Here is an 18,278-nt window from a genome sequence, read left to right on the forward strand (position 1 = left end):
ATGCTTATGCCCCTTCAGGGCTTGAGTCAGTTTTTTACATTTAAACAGGGCTTTGCCCTGCTCTATTGCTGGCGCCCCTTTGGGGCTTAATTAAACGACGTTTAGTGACATTACATTATCAGGGATTTCATTTCATGTGCTTCATCACAACATTTGGGTATGGCCAGAAAGGGAAACGGATCCCCTAAATGCTACCTATATTGGGCTCCGATAGGGCCTTTGATAGCATTGCTCGCGTAAAAAATGACATCAGAGGGTATGACCTATTTTTACATTGCCCTTTTAGCTTTAACTTATCGCACCAACAGTGAGTGATCGGCAAGTTCCTTGACTGACCTGAAAGCCATCACAGTACCTTTCAGTTTCTTAACGAAACGACATCGGAACCGGAATTGAAAATCGACGAAGTCAAAGGGGGGATGCTTATGTCCCTTCAGGGCTTGAGTCAGTTTTTACGTTTAAACAGGGCTTTGCCCTGCTCTATTGCTGGCGCCCCTTTGGGGGACATTTGATTCTAATCTGTCAAAGTAGAATTAATCCTACTGGTTGAAATTTCCTCCACATTTTTTATCGAAAAAAAGAGGTTAAAAAACGAACGGGATGCTCCGAAATGGATTAAATTTGGAGTAAATGCAAATGAATCATGGGTGCCTATTATTCGCCTGCTTTGGTTGAAGGAATCGTGTATCACGAAGAGAAAGTCATCAGCGAGAATGACCTGGATACATATTGGGGGATTGGCAAGCTCAACGTGATGGCCACTCCGGTATTGATTGCGTTCATGGAGCAAAGCGTTATAAAAATGATCTCACCCTATATAAATCCTGAATATGAAACCATTTGTTTTGAGATGAATGTAAAACATCTTCAGGCAGTTGAGAAAAATGAAACCATCATTTGCAACGTTCACCTCAAATACATTGATGAGGAAAAATTATTTTTTGATGTGGTGGTTCTCAATTGTCAATCGGAAAAAATTGGGATTGGAGCTCAGGAGCGCATCATCGTGCAACGGTAGTCAATCCCAATCAGTTTGATTGATTTGATTGAGCATCAAAACTTTTAGGGGTTTGTGATGTGATTCAAAATAACTCTTTAAAATTGGTTTTACTAGCTGAGGGAATTTACTCAATTGAACATGTTCACGAAATTCTTCGGGTCGATGAATCGTCTCATCTACCCCTATATATCCCCAACCAATTTCGTGAGTAGCACCGATGAACACCAGAGAGAATTCGTCACGGGTGCGCCCTTTGTCAATGATGACACGGTGAATGTATTTTAAGTCGAGCTCGGCCAATAGTTTATTGACTCTGATGTTGTAATGTTCCGAGGATTCGCTCCCGACACAAGCGCCGTTGCATTGCCCCAATGGCACAAGCGAACACCCCCCTCTCCCCTCTTCGAGACCACACATTTTAGAGCACAGATGATGGCTATCAACCCAACGCCAGAGGGCTTGTTGCGCATCGTTTAATGAGCTGAAACAAACCGAGGCATCCTCTTTTTTATTTCTCTTGCCTATCATCAGGCGGCAATACCCATTTTGATCAGTATAAGAAATAAGAGCGAAAGCCCCAGATGGTTTACGCGCCTGATGGTTAAAGCGAGGTTTAAGATCGGCGATGCTACATGCAGCCATCATTGAAGCAATCAGCGCCGAACCGGAGCGTTCCCACTCGATGTGAACAATCAGAGCGAGCATTTTTTTTGCCCGCATCGATTTGGTATGAGATAGATAATTGAGCACCTGTGTGCGGATATTTGAGCCATGCCCCACATAGAGAAGATTGTCATCCTGATCGCGACAATAAAATAGACCCGGGCAGGCCGGGATATCTTTTAAGATGGATAAATCGAGATTGGGATGATACAGGGAACGGTCGAATCGATGATAGGGATGATCGGGACTGATGGAACCATGGTTGCGTTCCAACAATAATTTAAAGAGGCTCACCGTTGCAAAAGCATCCCCCCCGGCACGATGGCGGCCGTTGATGGAAATTCCCAGGTCACGGCACAAATTGCCCAGGCTATATGATGCATGGCCTGGCAAAAGAGCTCTGGCAAGACGCACAGAGCATATTTGAGGCAGGTTAAAATCATACCCCAAAGCGGCAAATTCAGTCTGAAAACAGGCATAATCAAATGCGGCATTGTGAGCCACAAAGATCGTGTCGCGAGTCATTTCGACAATGCGTGCTGCCACTTCGTAAAACCGAGGGGCATCGGCGACCATCTCGTTGCTGATGCCGGTGAGGCGAGTAATGAATTCGGGGATGTCGGTTTCAGGATTGATAAGAGTTACCAATTCATCGACAACCGCATGACCGTCAAATTTATAAATGGCCACCTCGGTGATTTTCGAGCCTTGGGGATTGCCCCCTGTGGTTTCAACATCGACAATACAATACATCATCCGACAATTTTCGATTCAATTGAAGATCGTTTTTTTAGACGAAAAACGAGACGGTGACGCTTGAACAAGAAAATGTATTTAAGAAAAAACAAACATCATCACCATTTGCCAACCTCACATAACAACTTTGAATGGGCTTGTAAAAATAGCTTTTTAATGCGAAATAAGGGTTGGGAATTTCATTCATACCCCTTAAGAGTGGATACTTAAATCATCTCAAGAAAATATTTTTCGGCTCTGGTATAACTCACCGTTTCTTAGTTGATGTTTGTAATTTTCCCGTAGGGAAAAAAGATCGGTAGCAAGTCACCGGTTTATTGGTTCTTTTGCCCCGAATGGGGCAAAGACAAAACGATATACCTTTTCGTTTCTACCGAGCTTTCCTGCCTACGGCAGGAGAATTATAAAATCCTCTTTCATTTCACGCTTCATCAAATTCGGGGATATACGTTGATATTCTTGATACTTAAATGCATTATTCAACACTTAATTCACATTTTATCCAATAATCTGATTGCAATTATGATCATGGTTTTGTATCGATAGCAGGATTGCATTGCAGCACCAACATATTTTTTACATTTTTGCAAGTCAGATATCCATGGGGTTTACGGACACTCGCCCAACCAATGACATTCAAACACACCATCATGTTAAGAGAGAAAATACTTCAAAGAAAAAACGGTTTATTGTTTTACGGATTGACCCCCCCAAAGCTTCACACAGAGTCGGAACGCTTATCGGCCATTGCCCAAAAACAGATGGAACGCTTGTCGGGCATCGCCATTGATGGATTGATTTTGTATGACATTCAAGACGAAACGGCCAGAATAGACACCCCCCGACCCTTTCCTTATATGCCCACGTTGCCTCCCGAGACATACAGTGAACAATACCTGGGTGCCCTTGATGTGCCCAAGATTATCTATAAAAGTGTGGGCAAGTACAGCCCCGAAGAATTTCGTCAATGGCTCATGAATCACGAAGCGAATATTGATTGTACTGTCTTTGTGGGTAGTCCTTCGCAGAGTCATCAACCGGCACTGCCCTTGAGCGAAGCCTATCGAATTCGTCAGCAACTGAGATCATCCATGGTGCTTGGAGGCGTCGCTATTCCGGAGCGTCACGTCACAAAGCAAGATGAACATCAGCGGATGTTCGATAAGATAGACAACGGGTGTTCCTTTTTTGTGACCCAATGTGTTTACAACCTCGACAATGCCAAAAATGTCCTCTCGGAGTATTATTATGCCTGTCGGGACAAGCAACAGTTGCCGGTTCCGGTCGTATTTACGCTCACGCCGTGCGGATCGCTCAAAACACTTGACTTTATGAAATGGCTGGGGATTGAAATCCCGGTATGGCTCAACAATGAGTTGAAACATTCGGAGGACATTTTGAAAAACTCGATTGATGCCTGCCGTAAAATTGCCATAGAACTCATGGAATTCAGTGCGCCTAAAGGCATCCCCATAGGATTTAATATTGAAAGCGTGGCGGTGCGAAAGGACGAAATTGAAGCATCCATTGAGTTGTTAAAGGATTTACGACGGTTGATGTAATAAGACCCAAGGATCATTTGCTTCGGCTTTACCCATTATTTATTGATGACATGAAACCCCTATTTCTCATTATGTTTGCCCTCGGCCTGATATGGTCAGGCATTTGTCCTCACGATTATTTCACGTGGTTTCTGGAAGTGCTTCCTGCGATGATTGGGCTTATTGTATTGGTGGCCACCTATCGTCAATTTCAATTTACCAATTTGGTCTATGGCATGATCTTGATACATTGCTGGATTCTATTCATTGGGGGGCACTACACTTATGCTGAAGTGCCTCTGTTTGACCATCTACGCGATTGGCTTCACCAGAGCCGCAACAACTATGATAAGGTGGGGCACTTTGCCCAGGGATTTGTTCCGGCTTTTATTGTGCACGAGCTGTTTGTGCGCAAGCACATTGTCAGAACTACGAGCTGGTTGTTGTTTTTAATCATGACGGTTTGCATGGCCATCAGCGTGACCTATGAGTTTATTGAATGGGGTGTTGCCCTCGCGACAGGCGAAGCCGCTGATGCCTTCCTTGGGTCGCAGGGATATGTCTGGGATACGCAATCGGATATGATGTGGGCTACAATGGGAGCAATTTGTATGATTCTATTGTTTAGACGTTGGCACCAGAGAGCGATCCACAAGATGATGCAGGCTCAAGAATAAAAGTATTGAAGCAGGCATTTTGTAAATCATCTTAAAGCCTCAACGGGACGGAATCCCTCAGTACAGGGCATAGCCCTGTGTACAAGGCAAACAGGAACCTCCCAATGCCCCAACGGGGCAAAATCAATCACTGCCTGTTTGGTTAAGTGCTGCGTCCAACAACGCTTTCGCCCCTTTGTGGTTTGTTGTTTACCTCTCATTTCCCGGGGCTAGACCCCGGGCTGAATGATTACGCCCCGTTGGGGCTATGCGACCAAATCGTTATTATATTGGCGACTTGCCGGTTATTGTCCATGTGCTATTCCAATAATATTAAAGGAAACTTAACTCATCGTAAAGCTGTTATTAAGTCAATTAAAAAAATGGTTCTATTCTGATTTGCGTCGGTAATCATAAGTCTGTATTTGCTAATACCAATATTTCGTGCCCTCGAGCCGGGCGGGCTCTTACTTTTTATTCGGAAAGGGTTTGTTTTCATTTGCCCTCATGATTAAGCGTCGCTGAGCTCCGCTGAATTGGCTACAGCCCCAAAAAGTAAGCAAAAAAGGCCGCCGCTGACGTAAAATGGCTAAAAATCATAGGCCTTCGCTAAAATCTGCGAACTCGCAAGCTCAAACAGCGCATCTTTTTTAACGCTTAGGCCTATGATTTTCTTAACGCCATTTTCCGAAGGCGGCTTAGTTACTTTACTTGATTTCGTTCTTTCATATTTTGTTTACCCATAGAATTCGAAATAGAGCCAAAAAAATTGACAGGAATGATTAATTGAAGTATCTTCATAATCATTAGCCCACAACAACCCACCAACAGTTATTGTCGTGAAACATGAGCATGCAACATATGAAGAACTGCGTCAGCGTGTGGTCGAATTGGAACGTCAACTGGCCGAGGTAGTTGCCCTGAGGCAGAAATCCAATGAAGGTTCTGATTCGAATACAGAGGGATTTTACAAACATCTGTTTTTAAATTTGAACGCCAATTTTGCGGTTCATGAAATCATTTACGACTCTCATCACACCCCTATCGATTATCGATTTATTGACGTGAATCCTGCATTTGTAAAGGCAGTCGGAATGCCGGCTGAGCAAATCATTGGTAAAACCGCAAAAGAGTTATTTCCCGACACCGAACCCTATTGGGTGGAGCTGTTTGCCAAAGTTGCTCAAACCGGTGTTGCTGCGCACTATCGGAACTACAGCAAGGCGCTTCATCGGTTTTATGAACTGGATGTTTTCACTCATATTCAAGGTCAATTTGCCATGTTGGCCAATGATGTCACCAAACAGGTCATTAGCCGAAGAGAAATTTACCAAGCCAAGCAATATTTTCAGCAGATCTTTAATCTTATTCCTAATGCGGTGATTCTTACGCGCCAATCTGATGGAATGATTTTGGATGTAAACAATGGTTACTACAATCTATTAGGCTATCATCCCGATGAAGTGATTGGTAAAACTACTCTCAATCTCAACATCTGGATCAATCCCGAAGAACGGAACAAATTGGTGGAGGCATTGAGCCACGATGGTTATTGTTATAATTACGAAGCACAATTTCGTAAAAAAGATGGAGGTCGTGTTACCGGCATGATTTCGTCCACCATTATCAAGAATCAAAACGGGCGATGTATTTTGAGTGTTTGTCGTGATATTACGGATCGAAAACGAATGGAGGAAGAACTGCGAGCCAGCGAAGACACCCTCAAAGAATCACAGCGCATAGCCCGTGTGGGAAGTTATCGTTTCGATATTTGCACCGGATTGTGGCTTAGTTCAGAGATATTGGATCAAATATTCGGAATCGACCAGAATTTTCCTCATGATGTTCAGGGCTGGCTTCGTATCATCCACCCCGACTCACAACAAGAGATGTCGCAATATTTGAAAATCAATATCATAGAAAACCATGAGCCTTTCGATCGGGAATATCGCATTATTCGTCAAGATACCGGGGAGGAAGCCTGGGTGCACGGACGCGGGGAACTAATTTTTGATGAACAGGGGCTGCTGAAAGAGATGGTTGGTACCATTGTTGACATTACCACACGTAAATCGGCTGAACTCATCATTCAAGAACAAAACAAGCAGTTGAGCGAGCTCAACGCCGCAAAAAACAAGCTTTTCTCCATTATTGCTCATGACCTGCGTGCCCCCTTCAACGCGCTGTTGGGGTTGAGTGACATCGTGCTGCGATCATACGACGATTTCAACCGCACCGACATTCATCAATTCATTACCAACATCAACACGTTGGCCAGTCAGACTTTTGTATTGCTTGAGAATTTACTCGACTGGGCGCGCTTGCAATCCGGCCTCCTCTCAGCACAAATGATACGTTGCCCCCTCATTGAACCCATTGAACAGGTTTGCGCGCTGAGTCGCGAATTGGCAGCCAACAAACAGATTGCACTCATTCATCGCATTCCCGAAGAACTTATGGTCACATGCGATTTGCACATGACAAGAACCATATTGAGAAACCTTATTTCAAATGCTGTAAAATATACCTATCCCGGAGGCCAAATCACCATTGAAGCCACTATTGAGAGCGGGTGGGTGATCGTAAACATTGTCGATACAGGCATTGGCATTCATCCTCAGGTTCTTTCACACTTGTTTGACCCCGATTTATATTTGACCACCGAAGGAACAGCCAATGAAAAAGGAAGTGGTTTGGGTTTGCCTTTGTGTCGTGAGCTCGCCGAGAAACAAGGAGGAAAGCTTGATGCAGTGAGTGTTCCCGGCAAAGGTTCCCGCTTCTTCTTCTATCTGCCCAAAGCATAATTGTCATGTAACTTACCCATCATATCTTGAATATTATAATGCGAATTAAGGGTTGGGAATTTCATTCACACCCCTTAAGAATGGATATTCAAATCATCTCAAGAAAATACTTGTATAAGTCACCGTTTCTTAGTCGATGTTTGTAATTTTCCCGTAAGGAAAAAAATTGGTAGCAAGCAACCGTTTTTTTTGGTTCTTTTGCCCCAAATGGGGCAAGACAAAATGATATACCCTCTCGTTTCTACCGAGCTTTCCTGCCTACGGCAGGAGAATTAACTCCTCTTGCAGCTTTCCATCCAAAATTCAGTAAAAAACACCTTTTTTCACCTCAAAATAGGCTCTTTTGCTTTATTTGTCTTTGTAAGGTGTTTATAATCAGTTTCTAATTTTCAAAAAATCATCTGTAATACATAAGGAGTGTTGTATATCAGTGTTTTATATATTTACTTTGAAGAATGTCTGTCAAAGTAAACATGGGCACCAACTCCAAGACGGGCAACTATAGTGGTTATTACCGTTTAAGTGGAACGCTAGCACAATCACGCTACGTTTACAAAGCGAAAATCTGTAGTACACAAATCCGAACTCGAAAACGACCAATTCATTGAAATACAAGCAATGGCTTTGGGATCGCTGCAAAGTGGGTTAAGAGATTTCAGATTCAAGTTATTTAGAGGTGTGGTGAATTTTAAAAAAAAGAAGGTATTACATACACTTGCCAGCAGTTGTTACTAAATGAGTTTATTTATCTTTACACACTAAGCATAAAATGATGGATGGCAGAGAACGGAAAAACATTAAGACAGGCTTGAAAGTGGCGATTGTTCTAAAGCAAGACCAAAGGACTGGTAAGCTAACATATGGCGTGGTGAAGGAATTACTGACTAACAGTCCCTCTCATCCACATGGCATTAAGGTAAGACTGACTGATGGACAGGTTGGAAGGGTGCAGGAAATTGAGGAATAGTGGAGCGTAGTTATGGAAACTACGCTCAGCAATGGTTTGAAGGCACGAGTTACAAACTTGCGCCATCGGGGGGCGGGTGTTGTGAATAAAAAAATGGCACGAGTTACAAACTCGCGCCAGCAGTGGGGAAACTACGCTCAGCAATGGTTTGAAGGCACAAGTTACAAACTTGCGCCAGCGTTGACATTTATGAGGCTTCAAAATTCTTCTGCCGAAGGCAGGAAAGCTCGGTAGAAACGACGAAAGATATCGTTTTGTTTTGCCCCATCCGGGGCAAAAGAATCAACCAACCAATTGTTTTCTACCGATCATTTTCCCCTACGGGGAAACTTTAACCTCTTTGCAGCTATCCTAAAGCCATCGCCTGTATTTCAATGAGAAGCTCAACGGCTATCACAGAATTTGATCAAGTGTGACATCTATGAGGCTTTAAAATTCTCCTGCCGAAGGCAGGAAAGCTCGGCAAAATCGAAAGTGTATATCGATTTGTCTTGCCCCATCCGGGGCAAAAGAATCAACCAACCAATTGTTTTCTACCGATCTTTTTCCCCTACGGGGAAACGTTAATCCACTTTGCAGCTATCCCAAAGCTATCGCCTGTATTTCAATGAGAAGCTCAACGGCTATCACAGAATTTGATCAAGTGTGAAATTTATGAGGCTTTAAAATTCTCCTGCCGTAGGCAGGAAAGCTCGGCAAAAGCAAAAGTGTATATCGATTTGTCTTGCCCCATCCGGGGCAAAAGAATCAACCAACCAATTGTTTCTACCGATCTTTTTCCACTACGGGGAAATTTAAGACCATCAAAATCCCTTGGTCTTATCACAGCCAATAATTCGTTTGTCTATCCTTGAGATAATTTGTGTGCCCTCACTTAATGCTTTAGATAAAAACCCTGACCCTTCATTGATAATAATTAATAATTTCAATGAATATATATGGCTGAAAGTGATGAAACAGATATTCTTAGATTAATGATTGACGATTATGAAAAGTAACATTACCCTATCGAAACTCCAGCCCCCATTGGAGCCATCAAAATACGAATGCAAGAAATGCAACTTAAGTCATCGATTTAGCTTCTGAAATAGGAGGAAAAAGTAGGTGCTACAAAAGCTCCACTCCCCGTCATTAATGTCCCTGATCAGGAAAAAACCTTAATTTTGCTTGTTCGCTAAAATTAACAAAACACCAATCACTATGTCCTTTCAAGTACCAACCCATGAGTTAACTCAACGCATGCAAGGCTTTCGTCAATTAATGGATAAAACGCATCCACAATGGGAGTTGGCGGTCGTTTTCAGCAAAATCAACCAATATTACTTCACAGGCACCATGCAAGAGGGCATGTTGCTGATTCCGCGTCATGATGAGGCAATTTTGTGGGTACGACGCAGTTTTGAACGGGCACAGGATGAGTCGTTATTTCCCGACATACGCCCGATGGAGAGTTATCGGGATGCGGCACGACATTATGGCACCATGCCCAACACCATTTTTATGGAACGGGAATTCGTTCCGCTGGCCATGTATGATCGTTTTAAAAAATATTTTACGGTAAATGAAAGCGTGGGGATTGATGCACTCATCGGAACTTTGCGCGCCGTGAAAAGCCCCTACGAGCTGGATTTGATGCGTCAGTCGGGTGCCATTCACCAAAGGGTGCTTGAGGATTTGGTTCCGTCAATACTCCGAGAAGGCATGAGTGAGGTGGATTTGGCGGTGGCGCTTTATGGGTTGCTGATGCAAGAAGGGCATCAGGGGTTGGTTCGCTTTGCCATGTTCGACACCGAGATGGTGTTTGGTCACATTGCATTTGGCGAAAGTTCCCTTTACCCTACCAGCTTCAACGGCCCGGGCGGTAACACGGGCATTGGCCCGGCCATCCCACTTATTGGAAGCCCAAGTCGTAAACTCAAACGCGGCGATTTAATATTTTTAGACGTAGGGTGCGGCATTCAGGGATATCACACCGATAAAACCATGACATATATGTTTGGTGATGCCATCTCAGATGAGGCACAATCCCGTCATCGTCAGTGTGTGGAGCTGCAAAACCGAATGGCTTCACAACTCAAACCGGGTTCCATCCCCTCTCACATCTACGAAACAGTCATGGCATCATTAATGCCCGATTTCATGGATAATTTCATGGGTTTTGGGAACCGAACGGTGAAGTTTCTGGGGCATGGCATTGGGTTGACGATTGATGAAATACCGGTCATAGCCAAGGGATTTGATGCACCACTGACCGAAGGCATGGTCATAGCCCTGGAGCCCAAACGGGGTGTACCGGGTGTGGGGATGGTGGGAATTGAAAACACATTTATTGTGACTCCCCATGGGGGTGAGTGCATCACCGGAAATCATCCGGGGCTGATGTTGGTTCCATGATTGTGGTCACTTTTTAGGCTTCAACCACTGGTCGTAAGTGGTGAGGATGGAGAGGATATTCTTGAACGAAGGTGTTCCGGAGAGTTGTTTGATAAACTCGTCGTCCATTCCCATTTGTATGAGCCTCTCTTTTGAAAATAAATCCCGATCGCTATCCTTAATAATGACCAACCCGGCCGTGGCGCTGTGTAAAAAATACTCATCAAAACGCAGTAAGCCAGACATGGGCTGCCGATTGACCGGGTAGGTGCTTCGTAAAAAATACAACGAAATGGTGCCATCGTACAGACAATGCAGAAAACGCACACTGTTTTGCTCGCTGGGAACGATGCTTTTGCGGTCGATAACAAAACTGCGATAGAGATGGGGTACCGAATCAATCACAAACGAAAAGGCTTTGAGTTCCTCCGGTCCAAAACTTTTAAATCGCTTTTTACCATGTTGACGAAATGCCACCATGTAATGAAACGATTCGGGGTCGTATCCCCCCAGCAAAAAGCTGCCATCGGCAATGTTGACTTTCGAGAGACGGATTTCACCGAGCAAAGTATCCGAGGAGGTCGTGACCACGGTTGCAGGAACTTTTTTGGCCATTGCAGGCAGTGATATCGTCATTGAGGCGATGCATAACACGATGCGGAAGGTGAATGAGTGAGAGGTTTTCATTTTTTATAGTATTAAGTATCAAGACGCAAGTATTAAGATGAAAGTATCAAGTATCAAGATAAAAGTATTAAGATGTAAGAGTTAAGCAACCAGGGATATATAGTTTTTGATTCAGGGTGTTTTAGGCATGTTTTCAATCACCACATAATTTAGATAATCGATAAGTGTTTGTCAATCGCATACTTCCCAAATCAGGAGTCTCGAAAAAAACTAAATGATGGTGTCTATGAACTCATGTACTTCCATCCCCCTTTTTTCCACACATTATGACGATTGTCTCACCATTCCTTTCAGAACTTTATAATCGGTTTTGCCGGTTCCCAGCAACGGAATTTCGGGAATGACTACCAGGTCATGAATTTTGACGATCGCCGAGAAGCCGGCATTTCGCAGGGTTTCATTTATTTCGGGCAAGTTAAGAGGGCGAACCGAAAACACGATAATTTGCGGGGAAGGCGGAGCATCAGAGCCTTCAACGGCAAGCATCACAGAGTCGGGATCTCCGTATTTTTCGAGCAAAACGGATTCAATGGCCGGCAGACTGATCATTTCGCCGCCAATTTTGATGAATCGCTTGAGACGGCCGGTGATAAAAAGATATCCTTCGTCGTCGAGATGCCCTAAATCGCCGGTTTTGTAATAGTCACTGCCTTGAATGCAGACAAAGGGAGATTCGAGCGCCGGATCTACATAACCTTTAAACACGCTCTCCCCTTTTACGACGATCATCCCCTCGCACCCCACGGGCAGTGGTTGCCATGTGTTATAATCGACAATCAGCGCATCGATGCCTTTGATGAAAGTACCCACGCTTTTCGCCTTTTGTTTGTCAAGCGGGTTGATGGCCAAAACGGGTGAGCACTCGGTGATGCCGTACCCTTCGAGCAAACGGGCATTGGCGTTGCATTTTGACAAAAAAGTATCCATCACCGAAGCCGGCAAGCTTTCGGCACCCGACACGGCCAGTTTCACATGACTCAGGTCACCATTGTCAGCCACACCCAGTAGCATTCTTAAGAAGGTGGGTGTGCCAAGGATGGCATTTGCACCGGTATGTGTGAGTATTTTGAGGACTTCGCGGCTGTCGGTGGGATCGGGCGTGTAAGCCACCTGTAATCCGGTCACCAAAGGTAAGATGGTGAGCACGGTGAATCCAAAGCTATGGAACGGGGGCAAAAAGGCCAGGAAGATATAACTGTGGTCGATGTGCAGGTGCGATAAACAACCATGCAGGTCGGCCAAAAGGTTGCGATGCGTGAGATGCACCGCCTTGGGCAAGGCCTCGCTGCCAGAGGTGAAAAGCACCACAGCCACATCATTGTTTTTGAAGCCGGGGCATCGGTGCAACCCATGATCCATTAACCCTTTCAGTTTAGTGGTGAATGAAGCGCTTCGGACTTTTTGCTCAAAAAAGAGGCATTTCACTTTCACTGAATCGGGCAAGAGATCGGCCACCTTGTCAAAAAAACTTTTTGCCGTAATCACTTGTCGCAGGTTCATATCGGCAATGCAGTGTTCCATCACCCTAGGCCCCACGGTCCAGTTGAGCATCACGGGCGTTTTACCGGCCAAGTAGGTGGCAGCCACCAGCAAGGTGGTGCTTTGCAGTGCCGGTAGCATGATGCCCACATAAGGGCCATCCACTTCATGTCGCAGAATACGAGCCACCACATGAGCCTTGAGCAAAAAATCTTTGCGCGAGGAGGTTCCCAACATTTTGTCGTAGGCAAAAGATCGATTACCTTCTTTTCGAAATGATTTCAGAAAGAGTTCAGGAATGGTCGCATCTGCATCGGCGTGTAACAGCTCACTCTCGCCATTGGCATTCAACACAGGAGCCAGCAATGATGGTTTTAATACCTCGTGTCCCACATGACGATTGAGCGCAATGTGGTACAAATCGGCCACGGTTTTCACCGCAGTGATTTCGGCATCGGCTTTTACCCCAAACTGCGTTTCAATGGCCGAAATCACCGAAACCAAACCGAGGGAATCGATGCTCAATTCAAGTTTGAGATTGGCATTGAGATGAATGGCTTGACGTGGCATTTGAGTCTCATGCTCCAGAATGGCCACGATTTGGTTTAACACCTCCGCATCGACATCTTCGTCGTTGAAACGGTGCGAAGAGAGACTATCGGCCACCGATTCTTCAATACGTTCAGGAAGTTGACGGCGAGACTTAGGGGCGAAGAAAAAATGTTTTAAAAACAACACCTCTTCTTCGCCATTGGCGTTGTAGTAATTCTCGAGTAATTCATTAAAAGCTTGCTTGCCAAGCTTAGCAGCATCTAACGCCGATTGGGTCAAATCACAGAACTCAATTGTCACCTGTCGCTTGGGAACAAAAAACACAATGTTGGCAAGCACGTAAAAGAGCGCTTTCAGGGCAGTCCATGCAAATTCGGGTGATTTGCCCATCCAGGCTCTCGACCACATGCTGCCCCACAAACCGGTGATTCGCACCCCAATGATGCGGGTTCCGGCAGGCAATTCACAGGTTACCGCCCAGGCACTTTGCTTGTTGAAGATTTTCTCATACCCCTGCCCCGCAATTTGACCCGATGGGTAAAGCAACACATTGGTACCGGCGGCAAGCGCATGGGAAACGTTGTGCGCAATGTGGTGCAATGTGTGATGATCGCGATTGTCGAGCGAGATGTCACTCACCGGCACAGCGCCCAGAGCTTTAAAAACAGAACTTAAAACGGGTTTGTTAAAATAAATTTCGGACACCACCGGCACCACCCGCGTGAAACTGGACAATTGAGAAAAGAGGATTTGAGGATCGACCAACGCCTGGTGATTGGGTAGGATAAACTTTGCTCCGGGCTGATTGAATAGTTCAACACCTTTGAGCGTCATCCGATATCGGGTGGATAATAGAATGCGAAGTAATGAGGCGAGAAATCTCATAAGCTAAAGATTATACAATGACGTTAAGTTAGTGCGAATCACAGAGTTTTCAATGAACACAGAGTCAAAATAAACGCTGAGGCGCAAAGGCGCTGAGTTAATTTTAACGCATTGCGTTTAAATAACACAGCAAATAACTCAAAAGAGTTATATAGTATGCACAGAGTCACAGAGTTTTATTTAAAAAAATTGTGTTGTGCGTTTGAGATACGATTAAACCTGTGTTCAAATAAAAAAGCAGATAATTCAAAAGAGTTATATAGTAGAAAAGAAGATGATTAGACTAAAGAGAGATAGATTCGACTGAAGAGACGAAGAGAACGGATCTATACATCTGATTTCATCTCATCATCTGTCTCTTTGTCAGACATCTTATTTTCTTAACTAAACGACATTGAATGATAATAGGTAAAACATTGGGGACATTTAATTATTAAATCGAAACATGAATAATAGAATAATGAAAGAGCGCTATCGCACGGGAGTGAAGACCTTTCAAGCTTTTTAATGGAGCCTTTGGGTACCAAAGCTCGGTAGAAGAAGGTTAGAAACCCTCTTTCGCCCCGATTGGGGCGAGAGGTAAACGAATCGCCTAAATGCTACCGATATTTGGCCCCTATGGGGCCTCTAAAAAGAGTATTGCTCGCGTTAAAAATGAAATCATTTGGTAGTTGATCTATTCTTTTACTTGCGTTTGAAGCTTAAATATATCGTACAAACAGTGATTGGCAAACACCTTGACTGACCAGAAAGCCTCACTGAAGAGTTCAGCTTCTTAACTAAACGACATTGATATACAGATTGATTTGCTTCTGATTCATTCAACCCCAATCATCATGATCCTAGATCAGCCATTATTTGCATGTCAAATATAGCAAACCATTTTGAATGGCATGGTTGAACATGAAATAGATGCCGTGGCTAAATCGGATTAACAATGCATATTCATCTTTTAACGACAATTCAATATCTTTATCGATATTCGCTGCATTAAAACAACTATCCTATGATCATCTCCGAACGTTCCGAAAAAGCCCAGCGCATCACCTGGTTAGGGTTTTGGGTCAATTTGGGTCTGACGTTGGCCAAAATCATGGCCGGAGTTTTTGGCCGGAGTTCGGCCATGCTGGCCGATGGTATCCACTCACTCTCCGATTTTGTAACGGATCTGATTGTATTGGCCTTTGTGCGAGTGGCCGACAAGGGCTGTGACGAAGATCACCGTTACGGGCATGGAAAATTTGAAACCTTTGCCACCCTGCTTATTAGTCTGGCTTTGGTGTTTGTGGGTATTGGAATCGGATGGAGCGGCATCGTGAACATTATCCGCGCCTTGGGAGGAGAAGAACTGGGAGAACCTTCATTGTTGGCACTGGCTGCGGCCATTGCATCCATCGCGTCAAAAGAATGGCTCTTTCGGGTGACACGTAAGGTGGGACAATCGATTCAAAGTCAGGCCGTGATTGCCAACGCGTGGCACCATCGGTCGGATGCCCTATCGAGTATCGGGACCATGATTGGCATTGGTGGAGCCATTCTTTTGGGAGGCGTTTGGCGAATGCTCGACCCCATTGCGGGGGTGATTGTGAGCATTTTCATTATTAAAGTAGCCATTGAACTTGGTCTGCCCAGCGTGAAAGAACTATTGGAATCGGCTTTACCCCACGAAACAGAAGCCGAGATATTGCACATCATCCACCACACGCCGGGCGTGCTGGATTCGCACCGTTTGCGCACCCGCAAAATCGGGAATAGTTATGCCATTGACATTCATGTGCAACTGGATCGGCACATATCGTTTATTGAGTCGCACGACATTGCCTCGCTTATTGAGCGAAACTTACGCGATCGTTATGGATTTCAAACGCACATCAACATCCATACGGAACCGTTAAAGGAAAAAATAATCCCCGAGTAAAATCCCGGGGTCATTTATCAAAACCGATTATTCCCTTTAAACAAGCCAACCATTTGCTTCCTCATCAGAGGGATGCTCATCAGCATCACTGTCTGCACCCCCACCACGATGAGCAACATCAACATCCACACTGCATGGGTTCCCAATCCGGCTGATACGGGACCAAATAATGCGGCAGAGATGAGGATAAAGAGGAAAATCACAAAATTGGAATAAGCCAGCATATTGCCCTGCAAGCGTCCCTCAACACTGTGCTGTACCCAGGCACTGAGGGGCACCATAAACATGCCGCAGAAAAACGACGTAAGGCTTACCATTACCGAAAAAAAAGTGCCCACCGGTTCGCCCCAATAGAGCACTGCAAAACAGGTCACCATCCCCACTGCGCCAATGGGGGTAAACCCCAGATGCACTTTGCGTTTTGACCACATGCCGGTGAGGATGCTACCCAATCCGATGCCCACCGACGAGATGTTCATCACCCAGCCCGTTTGCGTATTGGTCATCTGCAGCACCCTGTCGCAGTGCAGGGTAATGTTCATCACAATAAGGCTACCCAACATCCAAAAGGTGGCCAGGCCCAATATCACCACATTGGCATGGGGAATGTTTCCGGCCCACTTGAACGACTGAGAGAGGAACTTTAAGGGGTTAAGCGTATCGTCAGCATGCGACAGCGGAGCGGATTCGGTCACACGGCGCAACTGACGGCTCACCAGTATTTGTATCAAAGAGATGCCAATGAGCAGTGAAAAGACCAGCCATGGGTTGTAACGGTCGGAATAATAAGATGCCACAAACGTACCGATGAGCACCCCCAGAAAAGTGAACATTTCCAGGGTTCCGGTGCCATAAGAGATGCCATCGTCACCACCAATGTCGCGAATCAGGCCGTATTTGGAGGGTGAGAACAGGGTGCTGATGAGTCCGACGCCAAAAATCGCCACCAGAGTGATGCCCACCGAGTGTGTGATAAAGCCCAAGCAAGCCAATGCAAACAAAGGCAGTTCGGCCATTTTACTCCACACCATTACATTACTTTTTCGGCACGTGCGCGCCAAGCGCCCTCCCAATGGCGAAAAAATAATGTATGGCAACACATACAACCCCGATGCCAGGGTCACAATCAGCCCCTTATCGGTTTGCCCTAACTGGGTGATGCTTAAAAATATGATCAGGTTTTTGAGAAAGTTATTGTTGGCAACGCCCAGGAAATTGGTTGCAAACAGGGGAATCCATTTGGTGCCGGCTAGGGTCATAGTTGATCTATTTTGACGGGTGAATGAATGCATTTAATGCGATTATTCGAGGTACGATGATACGATTTTTTCTTTAATCAGGGTTTTAAGCTTCAATAAATGTGGCCTAAATGACGATTTCGAGTGTGAAGTATATCGTAGCTGATATTTTACCATATTTGAAATTGAATTAACCCACATTGAATCACCCTTTCAAAACGCGAATGATTCACAAATATATAAGATGAGTGGAATCTTCAATCCATCCTCAATCAGCGCATACGCATGAAAAAATCTATCGAAACACTATTATACACCAAAGAGCCCAGGCAATTAGACTACATGGGTTTGACCAGAACAGAATTAGATTTCATTTTGGCAAACAGCAAACAGCAGCTGCAAAAAGTCATTATCCACAATGAAATTGCGTTTCGAATACAGACGCGAGACGAAGCAATTCAGATTCCTCATCAGACGAAAGTCTGTTGGGGGTTCATCATTCCATCTTTTCGCAAAGTGCTACCGACCCATTTGACCCCGGCATTGCATGAATTTCTAATGACTTGCGTGAGAAACGTGTTGTTTTGGGACAAAAAAGATTGGCTCTATTCTGATTCATATGGGTAATCATAAGTATGTATTCACTCAAACCTATATTTCGTGCCCTCGAGCCGGGCGGGCTCTTACTTTTTGGCTACAGCCCCAAAAAGTAAGCAAAAAAGGCCGCCGCTGACGTAAAATGGCTAAAAATCATAGGCC

12 protein-coding genes are annotated in these 18,278 nt (G+C 44.8%); 8 read left to right on the plus strand and 4 right to left on the minus strand.

Annotation, left to right across the window (positions count from 1 at the left end; translation table 11 throughout):
* The first annotated feature begins 643 nt into the window (after nucleotides 1–643).
* On the plus strand, nucleotides 644–1,018 hold the full coding sequence (locus LX69_RS13260; RefSeq protein WP_111446541.1) for a thioesterase family protein: 375 nt from the start codon (nucleotides 644–646) through the stop codon (nucleotides 1,016–1,018).
* Here LX69_RS13260 and LX69_RS13265 read toward each other — a convergent pair whose 3' ends face one another.
* Nucleotides 1,019–2,419, minus strand: a complete 1,401-nt coding sequence (locus LX69_RS13265; protein ID WP_111446542.1) for an exonuclease domain-containing protein — start codon at nucleotides 2,417–2,419, stop codon at nucleotides 1,019–1,021.
* A 650-nt stretch (nucleotides 2,420–3,069) separates the two neighbouring features.
* Here LX69_RS13265 and LX69_RS13270 point away from each other — a divergent pair.
* The 5 genes from LX69_RS13270 to LX69_RS13295 all read left to right on the plus strand — a co-directional run bounded on the left by LX69_RS13270 (nucleotide 3,070) and on the right by LX69_RS13295 (nucleotide 10,781).
* Nucleotides 3,070–3,981, plus strand: coding sequence for a methylenetetrahydrofolate reductase (locus tag LX69_RS13270; protein WP_111446563.1), 912 nt, complete (start codon nucleotides 3,070–3,072; stop codon nucleotides 3,979–3,981).
* A 50-nt stretch (nucleotides 3,982–4,031) separates the two neighbouring features.
* Nucleotides 4,032–4,637, plus strand: a complete 606-nt coding sequence (locus tag LX69_RS13275; protein ID WP_111446564.1) for a DUF2238 domain-containing protein — start codon at nucleotides 4,032–4,034, stop codon at nucleotides 4,635–4,637.
* A gap of 818 nt (nucleotides 4,638–5,455) precedes the next feature.
* Entirely contained in the window at nucleotides 5,456–7,420 is a 1,965-nt protein-coding gene (locus LX69_RS13280; protein ID WP_111446543.1) for a sensor histidine kinase, read from the plus strand.
* Between the two features lie 772 nt (nucleotides 7,421–8,192).
* A complete protein-coding gene (locus LX69_RS13285; protein ID WP_111446544.1) occupies nucleotides 8,193–8,387 on the plus strand; it encodes a YwbE family protein in 195 nt (64 codons plus the stop codon).
* 1,200 nt (nucleotides 8,388–9,587) lie between these two features.
* Complete coding sequence (locus LX69_RS13295) at nucleotides 9,588–10,781, plus strand: M24 family metallopeptidase (protein ID WP_111446545.1); 1,194 nt, start codon at nucleotides 9,588–9,590, stop codon at nucleotides 10,779–10,781.
* A gap of 6 nt (nucleotides 10,782–10,787) precedes the next feature.
* On the opposite strand, the gene LX69_RS13300 is transcribed toward LX69_RS13295, so the two are convergent.
* Together LX69_RS13300 and LX69_RS13305 are read right to left on the minus strand one after the other, a co-directional pair.
* A complete protein-coding gene (locus LX69_RS13300) occupies nucleotides 10,788–11,447 on the minus strand; it encodes a hypothetical protein (RefSeq protein ID WP_111446546.1) in 660 nt (219 codons plus the stop codon).
* 264 nt (nucleotides 11,448–11,711) lie between these two features.
* Nucleotides 11,712–14,363 carry an AMP-binding protein gene (locus tag LX69_RS13305; RefSeq protein WP_111446547.1) on the minus strand — a complete coding sequence of 884 codons (2,652 nt, stop codon included), beginning with the start codon at nucleotides 14,361–14,363 and terminating at the stop codon, nucleotides 11,712–11,714.
* Between the two features lie 1,006 nt (nucleotides 14,364–15,369).
* Here LX69_RS13305 and LX69_RS13310 point away from each other — a divergent pair.
* Nucleotides 15,370–16,281 (plus strand): cation diffusion facilitator family transporter, encoded by a 912-nt coding sequence (locus tag LX69_RS13310; RefSeq protein WP_111446548.1) that lies wholly within the window; start codon nucleotides 15,370–15,372, stop codon nucleotides 16,279–16,281.
* Nucleotides 16,282–16,298: 17 nt separating this feature from the next.
* On the opposite strand, the gene LX69_RS13315 is transcribed toward LX69_RS13310, so the two are convergent.
* A complete protein-coding gene (locus LX69_RS13315) occupies nucleotides 16,299–17,540 on the minus strand; it encodes an MFS transporter (RefSeq protein ID WP_170124395.1) in 1,242 nt (413 codons plus the stop codon).
* Nucleotides 17,541–17,804: 264 nt separating this feature from the next.
* On the opposite strand from LX69_RS13315, the gene LX69_RS13320 reads away from it, so the two are divergent.
* Nucleotides 17,805–18,146: a hypothetical protein gene (locus LX69_RS13320; RefSeq protein WP_111446550.1), complete on the plus strand. Its 342-nt coding sequence runs from the start codon at nucleotides 17,805–17,807 to the stop codon at nucleotides 18,144–18,146.
* The last annotated feature ends 132 nt before the right edge of the window (nucleotides 18,147–18,278 follow it).

The sequence above is a fragment of the Breznakibacter xylanolyticus genome, assembly GCF_003254275.1.
GTDB classification, from domain to species: Bacteria; Bacteroidota; Bacteroidia; order Bacteroidales; family Marinilabiliaceae; genus Breznakibacter; species Breznakibacter xylanolyticus.

What these genes read in the sequence shown, in the direction of transcription:
- LX69_RS13295 (WP_111446545.1), top strand. Translation starts at nt 9,588, where the DNA reads ATGTCCTTTCAAGTACCAACCCATGAGTTAACTCAACGCATGCAAGGC.
- LX69_RS13260 (WP_111446541.1), top strand. Translation starts at nt 644, where the DNA reads ATGGGTGCCTATTATTCGCCTGCTTTGGTTGAAGGAATCGTGTATCAC.
- LX69_RS13265 (WP_111446542.1), bottom strand. Translation starts at nt 2,419, where the DNA reads ATGATGTATTGTATTGTCGATGTTGAAACCACAGGGGGCAATCCCCAA.
- LX69_RS13315 (WP_170124395.1), bottom strand. Translation starts at nt 17,540, where the DNA reads ATGACCCTAGCCGGCACCAAATGGATTCCCCTGTTTGCAACCAATTTC.
- LX69_RS13270 (WP_111446563.1), top strand. Translation starts at nt 3,070, where the DNA reads ATGTTAAGAGAGAAAATACTTCAAAGAAAAAACGGTTTATTGTTTTAC.
- LX69_RS13275 (WP_111446564.1), top strand. Translation starts at nt 4,032, where the DNA reads ATGAAACCCCTATTTCTCATTATGTTTGCCCTCGGCCTGATATGGTCA.
- LX69_RS13305 (WP_111446547.1), bottom strand. Translation starts at nt 14,363, where the DNA reads ATGAGATTTCTCGCCTCATTACTTCGCATTCTATTATCCACCCGATAT.
- LX69_RS13300 (WP_111446546.1), bottom strand. Translation starts at nt 11,447, where the DNA reads ATGAAAACCTCTCACTCATTCACCTTCCGCATCGTGTTATGCATCGCC.
- LX69_RS13310 (WP_111446548.1), top strand. Translation starts at nt 15,370, where the DNA reads ATGATCATCTCCGAACGTTCCGAAAAAGCCCAGCGCATCACCTGGTTA.
- LX69_RS13320 (WP_111446550.1), top strand. Translation starts at nt 17,805, where the DNA reads ATGAAAAAATCTATCGAAACACTATTATACACCAAAGAGCCCAGGCAA.
- LX69_RS13285 (WP_111446544.1), top strand. Translation starts at nt 8,193, where the DNA reads ATGGATGGCAGAGAACGGAAAAACATTAAGACAGGCTTGAAAGTGGCG.